The following is a 14145-nucleotide window of genomic DNA, read 5'->3' as shown; positions in this document are numbered from 1 at the left end:
CCTAATCGTCCCCCAATTCCATCTGATCTAATGTGTCGCCTGACGCTACCATCGGATATACGTTTTCTTCCTGCGCGACGCGGAAGTCCACTACGACTGGCCCATCATGCTTGAGCGCCTCTGCCCAAACCGCTTCCGCTTCCTCTGGTGTGGTTGCACGCAATCCTTTGACTCCGTACGCTTCCGCCAGTTTGACGAAATCCGGGCTGCACGTCAGATCGATTTGGCTGTAACGATTGTCGTAGAACAATTCCTGCCATTGGCGAACCATCCCCAAGCACTGGTTGTTCACAATCGCGACTTTCACCGGAATGTTGTACTGGGAGACAATCGCCAGCTCCTGGTTTGTCATCTGGAAGCCGCCATCGCCAACCACTGAAATTACTGTGCGATCAGGATGCGCGATCTGTGCGCCGATCGCTGCCGGGAAGCCGAAGCCCATCGTGCCGAGGCCACCGGAAGAGATAAACGAGCGCGGATGCTTGAACTTGTAGTATTGTGCTGTCCACATCTGGTGTTGTCCAACGTCTGTTGTGACGATCGCTTCCCCATCTGTGGAGCTGTACAGAAGCTCGATGACTGCTTGCGGCTTCAGCACGTCGCCGTCTTTTTTGTACTTGTACGGATACTGGGCTTGCCATTCTTTCAACTGGCTGATCCACGCTTCGGAATCGCAAGTGCGGGCAACCGGAATCGCTTTGGCCAGGGTGCTTTTGACATCTCCAGCCACCGTTACGGCTGTTTCCACGTTTTTGCCCAGCTCTGCCGGATCGATGTCGACGTGAACGATGCGAGCTTTCGGCGCAAATTCTTTTGTGCGGCCCATCGTGATCCGGTCATCGAAACGCGCGCCCAGCCCGATGACACAGTCTGCGTTCAGCAGCGCCTGGTTGGCGGTGTAGTTTCCGTGCATGCCCGGCATGGCGAGCGCCAATTCGTGCGTTCCAGGGAAACCGCCAAGACCCATGAAAGTGTTGATGACAGGGATGCGAGCCTTTTCGGCAAAAGCGAGCAGCTCTGCTTCGGCTTTCGAGGCGATGATGCCGCCGCCTGCCAAAATGACCGGGCGCTTCGCTTCGCCAATCGCGGTAACAAATGTTTGCACTTCTTCGTCTGTCGGCACGAGCGTGTCGCGGTAGCCGCGAATCTCGACTTTGTCCGGGTAGGTGAACGGCGCTGTCGCATTCGCCACATCTTTTGGAATATCGATGAGCACCGGACCCGGACGTCCTGTCGTTGCGATGTGGAACGCTTCCTTCACGATGCGCGGCAGATCGCGGATATCGCGGACGAAGTAGCTGTGCTTTGTAATCGGGATCGTGATCCCTGTAATGTTCGCTTCCTGGAACGCGTCTGTTCCGATCAACGACTGGGCTACGTTTCCGGTGATGCACACCAGCGGAACCGAGTCCATCTGGGCTGTCGCAATTCCCGTTACGAGGTTGGTCGCCCCCGGCCCGGAAGTGGCGATACATACGCCCGGTTTGCCAGTGGCGCGGGCATATCCGTCAGCAGCGTGGATAGCGCCTTGCTCATGGCGAGTCAAAATGTGCTTGAAGTAGCTCCCGTACAAGGAATCGTAGATCGGGAGAACCGCTCCGCCTGGATAGCCGAAAATGTACTCGACCTGCTCCAGGATCAAACAGCGCAGAAGCGTTTCTGCTCCTGTCACTTCCTCACCGAACTGGATCGGTGGCATGCCGTTCTTTTTCTGCAATTCGGCCATTTCAACACTCATTTCCTCTCCTCCTCCCACTTCTCAACAGGTACCTATAAACAATACCTATAGACACATAGAAAAACCCTTTCGCCCCGACACGGTTCGATTTCCATGTCTTTTGGGGCGAAAGGGTTCGCGGTACCACCCAACTTTATCGGCGCCTCACGGTCAGCCGATCTCAGCCAGTCACAATAAATGCGGACTGTAACACGCTAACGGGTGTTAATCGGTTTTGCCTACTATGTGATTTTACGCACATTTCAGCAAAACAGCTCGGAGGTGAGCAATGCAACGTACCCGATACCCGTTTCTCAGCAATCAGGGCTCTCTGTAAAAGGGGAGACGTGCACCATCCTCGTCATAGCCTGCTATTATAACAATATTTCTAATATTGTTGTTGTCAGAAAATAAAGTGTTACGTCTGATTATAGCTAGGCACTTTTGGGGTGTCAACGAAAACAAAAAGATTTTACTAGACTTTCGTCCGAACGAGTGCTCAATAGAAAATGGCGGAACGGCGCGGTTTTTGCGTGAAAGCGGATACATTTTTGTTCCGGCTTGTCCCCGTTTTGGACAAGGAAACGGAACGGCACTGCCGTCCCTTCCCCCTGTTTTGGGAACACGTTTATCTCTGTTCGCGCAGACCCTCGATCAAAATGCTGGCGATTTCCGGGCGGGTAAATTCCGGGGGCGGAGTCTTGCCGCTGCGCAGCAATTCGCGCACTTTTGTCCCGGAAAGCGTCAGGTGCAAGCTCGCGTCATGCGGGCAAGTCTTCGCGGTCGCCATCCCCTGGCAAGCCGTGCAGTAAAAGCTGTGTTCGAAAAACAAAAGCTGGATACCCAGCTCGCCTGGCTCAAACGCAGAAAAGATGTGCTGCGCGTCATACGTCCCGTAGTAATCGCCGACTCCTGCATGATCGCGGCCTACGATGAAGTGCGTGCAGCCGTAGTTTTTGCGGACGAGCGCGTGAAAAACCGCCTCTCTCGGCCCCGCATAACGCATGGCTGCCGGAAAGGCGGCGAGCAGCACGCGCTGTTTCGGATAGTAATTTTCCAGCAGGGCGAGATAGCTTTTCATTCTCACTTGCGAATCGATATCGTCCGACTTCGTCTCCCCCATCAACGGGTTGAGAAACAGCCCGTCAACGATTTCCATCGCCGCTTTCTGGATGTACTCGTGCGCCCGGTGGACGGGATTTCTCGTCTGAAAGCCGACCACCGTTTTCCAGCCTTGTCTGGCAAAGCTTTCTCGCGTTTCTTGCGGCGTCAAATAATACTCGGCAAAACGCTTTGGCCTCGGTCTTTTCAGCACTTGCACAGGGCCGCCCACATACAGGCCCGGCTTCTGGGCAAGCTTTTTCACGCCCGGATGCGCCTGATCGGCCGTGCGAAATACTTGTCTCGCTTCCCGTTCCTTGTCCGGCTCATAGCAGCTTTGCACGTGAAGAACCGCATAATCCTCCCCATCCTCCCCGCGCAACAACACCCTGTCTCCCGGCTGAATGTCCGCATGCGCGAGCGGATCGACAGCAAGTGTTACCGGCAAAGGCCACACTGTCCCGTCTGCGAGCCGCATCGTCTCGACGACAGAGCGGTAGTCTGCCTCGTTCATAAAGCCTGTCAGCGGCGAAAAGGCGCCAATCGCCAAACAATCGAGATCGGACAAGGTCCATTCGTCTATCGTGATCACTTTTTTGACACCTGCGTTGTCTGCCGCTTCCGCCTGGTTCACCAGCCGATTGATGAGCGTTCCGCCGTGCGGCAAGATCGTTTGCATGCCAACTCCCCCTCTTCCTCTCCTACTTGTGCAGACCGCACTCGGTCTTGTCAAAGCCGGCCCAGCGCCCTGCACGCGGATCTTGCCCCGGGAGGACAGGCCGGGTGCACACACTGCAGCCAATGCTCGGATAGTGGCGATCATGCAGCGGATTGTAAGGGACCTGATTTGCATGTATATATTCCCACACCTGATCCATCGTCCAGTCCGCAAGCGGATTAAACTTCACCAGATTGAATTTGTCATCCCACTCCACTTTTTTCGCATGGGCGCGTGTCGGCGCCTGATCGCGGCGTATTCCTGTAATCCACGCGTCGTAGCCGGACAAAACCCGCTGCAATGGCTCTACCTTGCGAATTTGGCAGCAAAGATTCGGGTCCGTTTCCCATAATTTCGCTCCATGCTTCTCTTCCTGCTCAGCCAGCGTCATCTGTGGCAACACCTGGATAAACTTGGTCTGGTAACGCTCTTGCAGTTTGTCCCGCGTCTCGTAGGTTTCGGCAAAATGCTTGTTCGTATCGAGATAAAAGACAGGTATGGTCGGCGCCAGTTTATGCAGCATGTCGATCAGCACTACATCTTCGGCACCAAAGCTTGAGGCGAGGACGAGATTGCCTGCAAAGTTTTCTACCGCCAGAACCAGCACGTCCTGTGGCAATTTGGCTTCCATCCGGTATGCCCATACCTGCAATTCCTCATCCGCCATCCTCTGGCGATTGCTCATCAGCGAAACTCCCTTCCTGCTAGGATTCACCCACCATCATATGTTGAAAATCCGGAAGTGGAGATTCGTCCTGCCGACAAAACTGCATCGGCCACGCCAAAATGAACGAAGCGACCAGACATTATGCCTGATCGCTTCTCGCGGTATTTCGCTGTTATTTCTTTTCTACTTTCACGTCTTCTTTGGCAGGCGGGATAATAAATGTGCTGCTGGTAGGAATCGTATTTTTGACCTGATCCACGTTTTGCACAAGAGGTGCGCCTTTCGTGAAAACGACCGGTGCTACATAGACATCGTCTTTTTCTTTGGCAAATGCTCCCGGAACGAACAACGCCGAACAAACAACCGCCGTAGCACCCATCATCATCATCCATTTTTGTTTTTTCATATATGATCTCTCCCTATCCAATGTTTTCCTTTGACACTTTTTATTGTATGGCAGGAGGCAGTCCCTCCGACACGGACGGAAGATTGTTTTTCTCTCCAACCTGAGACGGAAGTTCTTCTACGTCCCACGCCCATTTTTTGGCGGCAAAAGCCGTTTGGCTGCTTTTTGCCGATACTTGCTGTCTTGCGGATGGAAAAAGGGAAAGACCTTTATACGCAAAAAAACCGACCCTCTCCCCACGGGGAAAAGGTCGGCTCGTGATGCAGCTGATTAAGCGTTCAGCTTGCCTTTTGCAACTGTTGCCAGTTCGTTGAAAGCAGCTTTGTCGTTAACAGCCAGATCAGCCAGCATTTTGCGGTTCACTTCGATGCCAGCCACTTTCAGGCCATGCATCAGACGGCTGTAGGACAGACCGTTCAAGCGAGCTTGCGCGTTGATACGAGTGATCCACAGTTTGCGGAAGTCGCGTTTCTTTTGACGACGATCACGGTATGCATAAAGCAGGGATTTCATTACCTGCGCATTAGCGGATTTAAACAGGCGATGTTTGGAACCGAAGTATCCTTTCGCCAGCTTCAAGATTTTCTTATGACGACGGCGTGTAACAATGCCACCTTTTACTCTTGGCATACTAAACTCCTCCTGGTCTTTCCAGCATGGCGGCCTACTGCTAGGCGCTTAGGGAGCTCATGCTGCGTAATGTGTGTAGTGATACAAAAACTTACAGGTAAGTGAGCATTTGCTCAATACGTTTTTGATCGCCTTTGGAAACGAGTGCAGCTTTGCGCAGGTGGCGCTTCGCTTTCGTCGATTTGTTAGCGAACAAGTGGCTACCAAATGCGCGGTCGCGCTTCAATTGGCCGCTTCCAGTCTTTTTGAAACGTTTCGCAGCAGCCTTGTTGGTTTTCATTTTAGGCATCTGAAAAATCCTCCTGTCTAAACTACTATCTTACTTTTCCGCTTTCGGAGCCAGAATCATGATCATGCTGCGGCCCTCGATCTTCGGTTTACGCTCAGGCGTAGCGAGATCTTCACACTGGGCAGCCACACGTTCCATAACGCCAAGGCCGATTTCGGAGTGGGTGATTTCACGTCCACGGAAACGGATCGTACACTTCACCTTGTGATGATCCTCCAAGAACTTGCGGACGTTGCGAAGCTTGGTTTGAAAATCGTGTTCCTCGATGTTGGACGAAAAACGCACTTCTTTCAGCTCGATGATCTTCTGGTTTTTCCGCGCTTCTTTCTCCTTTTTCGCCTGCTCGTACTTGAACTTTCCATAGTCCATGATACGGCAAACAGGCGGTTTGGCTGTAGGAGCAACGTTTACCAGATCCAGTTCGGCTTCCTGGGCAATGCGCAACGCTTCCCTAAAAGGTACGACTCCCAATTGGCTCCCGTCAGCACCGATCAAACGGACTTCACGGGCACGGATCGCTTCGTTGATTAACATTTGATCCTTGCTAATACTTGCCACCTCCGTCAATTTCGAGAAGGAACAAAAATGTGCGAACGCATCTGCGCCCGCACATATCTCACCTAAGCAATTTCATCAGATCCAAGGATCTTTGCATAAGAGTTACCTGTCAACAGTCGTGGAAGACGTCGACGCAGGTGAGAAGCTGGGCGCCTCTGCTTGTTCTCGAAGTATGAAGTGTTTATACACTCAATTCATGATACAGGTTAGAGTTGTCTTTGTCAAGGCTTATCACACACTATCCTCCAATGTGCGACATTTCCACCTTGGGACGTTTTACGAGGCCAGGCGTCTCATCCAGCCGCTCTTCTGAATATCGTTCATCGCGCTTGCTCCAGATCGTCTGAATCTGCGCTCTGATCTCATCGTCGCTCGCTCCGTTTCGCAGCGGCTCGCGCAAGTCTTCTCCCGCAGAAGCGAACAAGCAGTTGTACATTTTGCCCTCTGCGGACAGCCTGGCGCGGGTACAGGTGGAGCAAAAAGCTTGCGTCACAGAAGAAATCAGCCCGATCTCCTGATCCCCGTCCTCGTAGCGATAGCGCGAAGCGACCTCCCCGAAGTAATTTGCCTCGATCGGAACAAGCGGCATCTCCTGGTGAATCATGCCGACGATTTCGCTGGACGGCACGACCTGATCCAGCTTCCAGCCATTGGAGTTTCCGACATCCATAAATTCAATGAAGCGCAAAGTATGCCCCTGCTCGCGGAAGTATTTGGCCATCGGCAAAATATCTTGGTCATTCACTCCCCGCTGCACGACCATGTTGATTTTCACGCCAAGACCTGCTTCAGCCGCCGCCCGTATGCCGTCCAGCACGGCTTCTACCGGATAGCCCCTGCCGTTCAATGTGCCGAACCGCTCGTTGTCCAGACTGTCGAGACTGACTGTCACGCGGTCAAGTCCTGCTTCCTTCAGAGCCTGCGCGTGGCGGACGAGCAACGAACCGTTGGTGGTCATAGCGATGTCGTGAATACCTGCTACTTTTTTTATCATTTCAATTAACACAGGCAAGCCTCTGCGCATGAGCGGCTCTCCACCTGTAATTCTGATTTTCTGGACGCCAAGCGAGGCGAAAATGTCGGTCAGGCGAACAATCTCTTCAAATGAAAGCAGCTTGTGCTGCGGCAAAAACTCAAAGTCCGGTCCAAAAATTTCCGCAGGCATGCAGTATCTGCAACGAAAATTGCATTTGTCTGTCACGGAAATACGCAAATCGCGGAGAGGGCGATTTCGTGTATCAACGAGTGGCGACTGCTCTGGCATTGGCTGTCACTCTCCTTTTTCCTAGCGTATCATATCCACGATCGGGCGTAATAGCTTTCCTGCACTTTCGCCTGGTTGTTCCTATGCAAAACCATAATATTTTGCTTGAAAGTGTAAATAGCTCATTTTTGCTATTCCCTTTTTCAATTAATATAAGCTAATATGACTATATATTGTGAAATTGTATAACTGAAAGTGGAAGCGATGATCAGCGATTTGTATGTGGGCACTTGAATGGCTGGGAGTGAGTAGTGCAACCGACCCTATTATTGCTGTAGGGTCGGTTTATTTTATCCCAGAACATTTGTCGTGTCCACTATCGCCAATTCACTCACCAAAGCACCATTGACGTATGCTCTCTTCCCCCGTTTTGAAGCGAACGACTAAAAAAGAGAAAAGCAAAGAATCCGGAGGTCTGCATGCCATTTTTTACGAAGAAAACAAAGCCATGGACAGAGTACGTAAAATCCTCTCACACGACTGACATCGATCAAGTAGGAGAACGAGTAAAGGAGCGCTTGTCCTTTTTAGGGGTGGATCAAGACACGCTCGCCCATGTCAAAAATGCTGCCGAAACGCTTTCGCCCTTTAAAGCGAAGATTGTCGACCAATTTTACGGCGCAATCACGGCTGTTGATCAATTGCAAAAACTGATTCTCGACCACTCAACACTAGGAAAATTGAAACACACATTGGAGTTGTATCTTGAACAGTTTCTGCAGGCGAATGTGGATTACGAATACGTGAAGACGAGAATTGTGATTGGACAAGTTCACAGCCGCATTCATCTGACAGCCGATCATTTTATCTCCGCTCATCATATGTTGATTCAGATCATGACATCGATCTTGATGGAAAAATGGAGCCATCAGCCGCATCAAATGATGCAAATGGTCACATCCGTCCAAAAACTGGCAGCGTTCGATCAGCAACTGATCGTGGAAGTATATATGGAAGAGACGTTCAAATCATTTTTGTTCGGCATCTCCGACATGTTGAATCATATGACACAGCTCGATACGACCAAACAGCTCATCTCGGGCATGGACGAACAAATTGAGGAAAGCCACAGCGTGACAGCAGCTACGGAAGAAATGAGCGCTTCCATTCAGGAAGTGGCCAACCACGCTATCAAGGTGGCGGAAGGAACGGACGATGCCGTCCACTCCGCAGAACAGAGCAGGCAGATCATCAATGCCGCGCTGGGAGACATCCGCCAAGTCGGGCGCGTCTTCGAAGAGGTCATGGGCCGCGTCAACAAGCTCGATCAGGAGATTCACCAGACCCAGGATGTCGTGCATATTATTCGGGAAATCGCCGAGCAAACGAATCTGCTCGCCCTCAACGCCAGTATCGAGGCTGCGCGGGCAGGCGACCAGGGGCGCGGCTTCGCGGTTGTCGCCTCGGAAGTTCGCAAATTGGCCGAGCATACAAAAGAACAAATCAGCCAAATTACAACCAATATGGCATCGTTGCAGCATGTCTCCAATCAGGTGACCCAGCAAATGGACGATACAGGCAAACTGGTTGAGCGCTGTGTGAGTGAGGCCCAATACGCTGACGTCGCCTTGAACAAAATTGTGACCGCGATGCAGGAAATCAGCCAATCGACCTCGCAAATTGCCGCCATGACCGAGGAGCAGGCTTCTTCCGTAACGGACATTGCCCGCCGCAACTCCACGATCTTTGACTTGAGCGCGCATTCGCAGGAAATCGCCAAGGATACGGCCCAGCTGATTTTGGAATTGAGCCGAAAAATGGACGATTACCGCAAAACATTCTTTACGATCAACGTCAAGCTCAGCTCGAAAGACATCGTCCGCGTGGCAAAAACCGACCATCTTCTGTGGAAATGGAAAATTTACAACATGTTTTTGGGCTTGGAGCACTTGAACGCAAGCGAAATGGGCTCCCACCACACATGCCGTCTCGGGAACTGGTACTATGGCGAGTTGTCTGCCCAAGTGCGAAACAATCCGATCTTCAAAAAGCTTGAGGAGCCGCACCGGATGGTTCATGCTTACGCCAAGCAAGCCGTCGAGCAGTACCAGGCTCAAGATCTGGCGGGAGCGCAGCAAACGTATCTCTTGCTCCAGGAGGCATCGAGCGAGGTCGTCTCCCTGTTGTCCCGCCTGGAATCCGCTCTGTAATTTCCTTTCACGAATCACGAAAAAAGCAAAAAGGGCAGTTCTCTTCATCGCGGAAGAGACTGCCCTTTTTCATGACCGTTTTGTTGTTTTTACTTCATTTCGTTGATTTCAGCGCGGATTTTTTCCACGAAGGCATCCACAGTCATGGCACCTTCGTCGCCTACGCCGCGTCTGCGAACAGACAGTGTGCCGTCAGCCATCTCTTTTTCACCGATGACCAGCATGTACGGGATTTTTTGCACTTGCGCTTCGCGGATTTTGTAGCCGATTTTTTCGTTGCGCGCATCCAGCTCCACGCGGATTCCTGCTTGTTGCAGTTTTTCTTTGACTTGCTCGGCATAAGGAATGTGTACCTCGCTGATGTTCATCAGGCGAGCCTGAACCGGGGTCAGCCATACTGGGAACGCCCCGGCATAGTGCTCGATCAGGATGCCGATGAAGCGCTCCATCGAGCCGTACATCGCACGGTGCAAGACAACCGGACGGTGCTTCTCGTTGTCCTGGCCAATATAAGTCAGGTCAAACTTCTCTGGCATCTGGAAGTCGAGCTGGATCGTTCCGCATTGGTGGCGGCGTTTCAACGCGTCGGTAATTTGGAAGTCGATCTTCGGACCGTAGAAAGCGCCGTCGCCTTCTTTGATCTCGTAAGGCATTTCCAAGTCTTCCAGCACCTTTTTCAAGGAGCTTTCCGCAGTTTCCCACAGTTCGTCGGAGCCCATGGAATCCTCTGGACGAGTCGAGAGCGCTACGCTGTATTCGAAGCCGAAGACGTTGTAAATTTTATCGATCAGTTGAATCATGCTCTTGATTTCGTTCTGGATCTGGTCAGGACGAACGAAGGCGTGCGCGTCATCCTGGCAGAAAGTCCGAACGCGAAGCATGCCGTTCAGCGCGCCGGAATACTCGTGGCGGTGCACCTGACCAAATTCGGAGTAGCGGATTGGCAGGTCGCGATAGGAGTGCATCGCATTTTTGTAAATCAGCATGTGTCCAGGGCAGTTCATCGGCTTCAGCGCATAAGTCGCGTGCTCGACCTCGGAGAAGTACATGTTTTCCTTGTAGTGATCCCAGTGGCCGGACTCTTTCCAGAGACGCTCGTTCATGAGGAACGGAGAGCGCACCTCTGTGTACTGCGCCAACTGCTGCAGGCGGCGGGAGAATTGCTCCAGCTCGTTGCGGACAGTGAAGCCGTATGGCAGGTAGAACGGCATGCCTGGAGCTTCTTCGGAGAACATGAACAATCCCAGCTCTTTGCCCAGTTTGCGGTGATCGCGTTTTCTCGCCTCTTCGATGAAGTGCAGATATTCATCCATGTCGGCTTTTTTCGGCCAAGCTGTACCGTATACGCGTTGCAGCACCTGGTTTTCCGCTTTTCCGCGCCAGTATGCGCCTGCTACACTCATCAGCTTGAACGCCTTGATGAAGCCAGTCGATGGCAAGTGCGGGCCGCGACAGAGGTCGAAAAACTCGCCCTGCTCGTACAAAGTAATGGTAGCCTCGTCTGGCAGATCGCGAATCAGTTCCAGCTTGAGGTGATCGTTCAGATCGGAGAAGATTCGAATCGCCTCATCGCGGCTCACCACTCTGCGGCGAATCGGCAAATCTTCTTTCACGATTTTTTCCATTTCGGCTTCGATCTTGCCCAAATCCTCTGGCGAGAGTGCTACCGGAATATCCATATCGTAGTAGAAGCCATCCTCAATCACGGGACCGATACCGAATTTCACTTCGCTGCCGTAGATGCGGCGTACAGCCTGGGCGAGCAAGTGAGCGGTACTGTGGCGATATACTTCCAATCCGTCCGGTGTATCGAGAGTGACGATTTCAATCGCTGCATCATCCTCAAGTGGCGTGTACAAATCCACCACTTTGCCGTCTTTTTTACCGGCTACTGCTTTTTTCTTCAGGCTTGCGCTAATCGAGCCTGCGATCTCTTCGATGGTGATCCCAGCATCATACTGACGAACTGCGCCATCTGGGAATGTTACGTTAATTTGTGCCACCTTGGATTCTTCCTTCCTGTTTGTTTTTGAGAAAATAAAAAACACCCATCCCAAAAAGGGACGAGTGCATTCTCGCGGTACCACCCTAGTTCAAGTCTGTTTGCATAAAAAGGAACACCGAAACAGACTCCTCATGACATGATAACGGTATGGGAACCGGCAAACCGATAGTGGAAGCAAACGCGCTTCGTTCCCGGCTGCTACTCGAAGGGGGTAGATCCATATGATCTCGCAGCAAGCTCCCAGCCTAGGCCCGCCTCTCTAGAGCGATCTTCATATCGTCCATGTCCTTCTCATCGTATTTGTAAGCCATATACGTTTGTTGTTGCTTATTATAGTGGACTCGGATTGTTCCCGTCAAGTACACGTCTTTGCCCAATGCATAATGAACAGGAATGGCACGTAATCAGCCGGCTGTCGAAAATGCTGCGTATCGTTTGCGCAAGCCCCGGTCTGTCGCCAGCCATGTGCAGCACGATACTCTCAGGAGCCAGTGTAACCAAGGCGCTGACCAAATAATCCTCGTCCCGGCACTTTTGTTCGTCCATGCTGAGCACGGAATCCAGCTGCTCCAGCCAGAGACGGTCTCCCTGTTTGTCATAAAGATGGAAAGGTTTGTCCACACTAGGAACAACATGGACCACTTCCTGTTTCACTTCCTGCACGGCGATGAAGTAGCGCAACAGCTCGACAAATTCCTGGTATTGCTTGTCTTCCAGATATTCGTCAATCCCGGACTCCACCAGTTCAAACAGCTCGTTCCAATGCTCTTGCAGCCGGAACCGGATGAAACCCAGGACGTTGATCGTCCGCTCCTGCTCCAGATACAAAAACGCCTTGCGGTAAACATTGGCCTTGCGGGTCGTGGCAGCCAAAAGCTCGCGGCCATCCTGCTCGATTTCCTGGCACATGCGCTCGATGTAAGGCAAAATTTCTCCCCATTCTTCTTCCAGCTGTTCTGCCGCCAACAGATCGGCAGCCATTTCCTGCATGATGTCCGCTTCCTTGACCTGTGTCACCCACTCTGCCAACGTCAATGCCACAAAAGCTCTCGCCCACTCTATCGTCTGCGCATCATATTCTTCTTCGCACCAGCTTTGAAAAAGGAACGTGCAGTAGTCCTCCTGCTCTTGCTCCTTGTATGTAATGCGCACCGGGGCCGTATTGACTCGCTCCAGCATTTCGTTTACGATCACGCGATACGTGCCACTATGCTCAGGGACATTCTCCAGCAATACGCGATACGTTTGCATTTTCATCCCCCCAACCGCAATTGTAGTTACAGTATATGTCCCTTGATTGGCGATATACTTTTAAACGATTGGAAACCGGGGATTGGAAAATGGGGTCGTTCCATATGAAAAACGCGCTCCCTCATCACTTCCCCTTTGACAAAGGCTGGTGATCAAGCAGCGCGTGGAAACAGCTGGTATATCAATTAGTTTTGCATCACAAAATCTTTCTCTGCCATCTCGCCGTCCTGGAACACGCGCAGGATGTCGTACTGGGTATTGCGCTGCGCAGGGATTTTGCCTGCTCCGCGAATCAGTTCGAGAATCTGGTTGGTGTTCACTTTGTACGTACATGCGGCGGCTGAAACGACGTTTTCTTCCATCATCGTCTGACCGAAGTCGTTTGCTCCGTAAGAGAGCGACAATTGGCCGTAGTGCGGGCCCATGGTGACCCAGGAAGATTGGAAGTTTTCGATATTGTCCAGCATGAGTCGGCTGATCGCCAAAGACTTGAGGTATTCTTCCGGCGTGTTGTTGACGGCCTTCATGTTGGTGTTGTCAGGCTGGAACGTCCAGACGATGAACGCTTTGAAGCCGTGCGTCTCGTCCTGTGCTTCACGGATGCGCAGCAAAGACAGCACGCGCTCCTCCATCTCCTCGCCAAAGCCGATTACCATCGTCGCCGTACCTGGCAACCCGATGCGGTGAGCAGCTTTTTGCGTATCGATCCACTCTTTCCAAGAGCCTTTCAAACGGGAAATTTTGCGGCGCGTACGGTCGTCGAGAATTTCTCCGCCCGCTCCCGGCAAGGAATCCAGCCCCGCTGCCTTCAGCTCTTTGAGCACATCCTCGACCGACATGTTGGAGACTTCCGCGATTTTGATGACTTCCGCTACCGACAGCGAGTGCATGGTGATTTTCGGAAAACGTTCCTTGATCGCCCGCAGCAGGTCGGTAAAGTAATCAATTTTCAAATCCGGGTTCGTTCCGCCCTGCATCAAGATTTCCGTACCGCCTACGTCTACGGTCTCCTGAATCTTTTGGAAAATGGTTTCTCTTGGCAGTACATAGCCTTCGCTTGAGCCTGGACGACGGTAAAAGGCGCAAAAGCGGCAATACGTATCGCAAATGTTCGTGTAGTTCACATTTCGGCTGATAACAAACGTGGCAATTGGTTCCGGATGATGCTTTTGCATCACCAGATTGGCGTAGTGTCCGATCTTTTCAATTTCGTTGCTGGCAAACAAGGCCAGGCCGTCTTCCAGGCCCAGTCGTTCCCCTGCAAGGGCACGCTCCAATATAGCATCGATCATCAGGATCACTCCTTGTACCATACGTAAATTCCATCCCACATGATATCACACTCGGGACATAACGGCTATAGCCCGAGGTGCTGCCACAAACAGGAGC

General features: G+C 51.9%; 12 protein-coding genes and 1 riboswitch. Of the genes, 1 reads left to right on the top strand and 11 read right to left on the bottom strand.

Features of this window, described 5'->3' with window-relative positions:
- Position 1: 1 nt before the first annotated feature.
- From ilvB to moaA, 8 genes are all read right to left on the bottom strand, one after another.
- Complete coding sequence (gene ilvB, locus DEP07_RS26305; RefSeq protein WP_173596212.1) at positions 2-1738, bottom strand: biosynthetic-type acetolactate synthase large subunit; 1737 nt, start codon at positions 1736-1738, stop codon at positions 2-4.
- Between the two features lie 607 nt (positions 1739-2345).
- Entirely contained in the window at positions 2346-3497 is a 1152-nt protein-coding gene (sat, locus tag DEP07_RS26300) for a sulfate adenylyltransferase (RefSeq protein WP_287103234.1), read from the bottom strand.
- A gap of 22 nt (positions 3498-3519) precedes the next feature.
- Positions 3520-4221 carry a phosphoadenylyl-sulfate reductase gene (locus tag DEP07_RS26295; RefSeq protein WP_217021942.1) on the bottom strand — a complete coding sequence of 234 codons (702 nt, stop codon included), beginning with the start codon at positions 4219-4221 and terminating at the stop codon, positions 3520-3522.
- Between the two features lie 154 nt (positions 4222-4375).
- Positions 4376-4609 (bottom strand): hypothetical protein, encoded by a 234-nt coding sequence (locus DEP07_RS26290; protein WP_173596209.1) that lies wholly within the window; start codon positions 4607-4609, stop codon positions 4376-4378.
- A gap of 270 nt (positions 4610-4879) precedes the next feature.
- Entirely contained in the window at positions 4880-5239 is a 360-nt protein-coding gene (rplT, locus tag DEP07_RS26285; protein WP_063228701.1) for a 50S ribosomal protein L20, read from the bottom strand.
- Positions 5240-5330: 91 nt separating this feature from the next.
- Complete coding sequence (gene rpmI, locus DEP07_RS26280; RefSeq protein WP_012685334.1) at positions 5331-5528, bottom strand: 50S ribosomal protein L35; 198 nt, start codon at positions 5526-5528, stop codon at positions 5331-5333.
- Between the two features lie 30 nt (positions 5529-5558).
- Complete coding sequence (infC, locus tag DEP07_RS26275; RefSeq protein ID WP_005829338.1) at positions 5559-6062, bottom strand: translation initiation factor IF-3; 504 nt, start codon at positions 6060-6062, stop codon at positions 5559-5561.
- 262 nt (positions 6063-6324) lie between these two features.
- The gene (gene moaA, locus DEP07_RS26270) at positions 6325-7350 is read right to left on the bottom strand and encodes a GTP 3',8-cyclase MoaA (RefSeq protein ID WP_287103233.1); all 1026 of its coding nucleotides are present in this window, start codon (positions 7348-7350) and stop codon (positions 6325-6327) included.
- A 188-nt stretch (positions 7351-7538) separates the two neighbouring features.
- Positions 7539-7621, top strand: a riboswitch (cyclic di-GMP riboswitch).
- Between the two features lie 148 nt (positions 7622-7769).
- On the opposite strand from moaA, the gene DEP07_RS26265 reads away from it, so the two are divergent.
- On the top strand, positions 7770-9500 hold the full coding sequence (locus DEP07_RS26265; protein ID WP_281869045.1) for a methyl-accepting chemotaxis protein: 1731 nt from the start codon (positions 7770-7772) through the stop codon (positions 9498-9500).
- Positions 9501-9589: 89 nt separating this feature from the next.
- Here the strand turns inward: DEP07_RS26265 and thrS are convergent, their stop codons facing one another.
- From thrS to mqnC, 3 genes are all read right to left on the bottom strand, one after another.
- A complete protein-coding gene (gene thrS, locus DEP07_RS26260) occupies positions 9590-11503 on the bottom strand; it encodes a threonine--tRNA ligase (RefSeq protein ID WP_122963126.1) in 1914 nt (637 codons plus the stop codon).
- A 332-nt stretch (positions 11504-11835) separates the two neighbouring features.
- Positions 11836-12756, bottom strand: coding sequence for a putative sporulation protein YtxC (gene ytxC / locus DEP07_RS26255; RefSeq protein WP_122963125.1), 921 nt, complete (start codon positions 12754-12756; stop codon positions 11836-11838).
- A 185-nt stretch (positions 12757-12941) separates the two neighbouring features.
- On the bottom strand, positions 12942-14048 hold the full coding sequence (mqnC, locus tag DEP07_RS26250) for a cyclic dehypoxanthinyl futalosine synthase (RefSeq protein ID WP_122963124.1): 1107 nt from the start codon (positions 14046-14048) through the stop codon (positions 12942-12944).
- Positions 14049-14145: the final 97 nt, after the last annotated feature.

It is taken from the genome of Brevibacillus sp., assembly GCF_003521185.1.
GTDB classification, from domain to species: Bacteria; Bacillota; Bacilli; order Brevibacillales; family Brevibacillaceae; genus Brevibacillus; species Brevibacillus parabrevis.
The sequence above is the reverse complement of the archived record's forward strand: the minus strand, read 5'-3'. Positions and strand labels throughout refer to the sequence as shown.

Bases quoted from the DNA above. Each gene is read 5' to 3' on its own strand.
- ilvB (WP_173596212.1), bottom strand. From the start codon at position 1,738: ATGAGTGTTGAAATGGCCGAATTGCAGAAAAAGAACGGCATGCCACCG.
- sat (WP_287103234.1), bottom strand. From the start codon at position 3,497: ATGCAAACGATCTTGCCGCACGGCGGAACGCTCATCAATCGGCTGGTG.
- DEP07_RS26295 (WP_217021942.1), bottom strand. From the start codon at position 4,221: ATGAGCAATCGCCAGAGGATGGCGGATGAGGAATTGCAGGTATGGGCA.
- DEP07_RS26290 (WP_173596209.1), bottom strand. From the start codon at position 4,609: ATGAAAAAACAAAAATGGATGATGATGATGGGTGCTACGGCGGTTGTT.
- rplT (WP_063228701.1), bottom strand. From the start codon at position 5,239: ATGCCAAGAGTAAAAGGTGGCATTGTTACACGCCGTCGTCATAAGAAA.
- rpmI (WP_012685334.1), bottom strand. From the start codon at position 5,528: ATGCCTAAAATGAAAACCAACAAGGCTGCTGCGAAACGTTTCAAAAAG.
- infC (WP_005829338.1), bottom strand. From the start codon at position 6,062: ATGTTAATCAACGAAGCGATCCGTGCCCGTGAAGTCCGTTTGATCGGT.
- moaA (WP_287103233.1), bottom strand. From the start codon at position 7,350: ATGCCAGAGCAGTCGCCACTCGTTGATACACGAAATCGCCCTCTCCGC.
- DEP07_RS26265 (WP_281869045.1), top strand. From the start codon at position 7,770: ATGCCATTTTTTACGAAGAAAACAAAGCCATGGACAGAGTACGTAAAA.
- ytxC (WP_122963125.1), bottom strand. From the start codon at position 12,756: ATGCAAACGTATCGCGTATTGCTGGAGAATGTCCCTGAGCATAGTGGC.
- mqnC (WP_122963124.1), bottom strand. From the start codon at position 14,048: ATGATCGATGCTATATTGGAGCGTGCCCTTGCAGGGGAACGACTGGGC.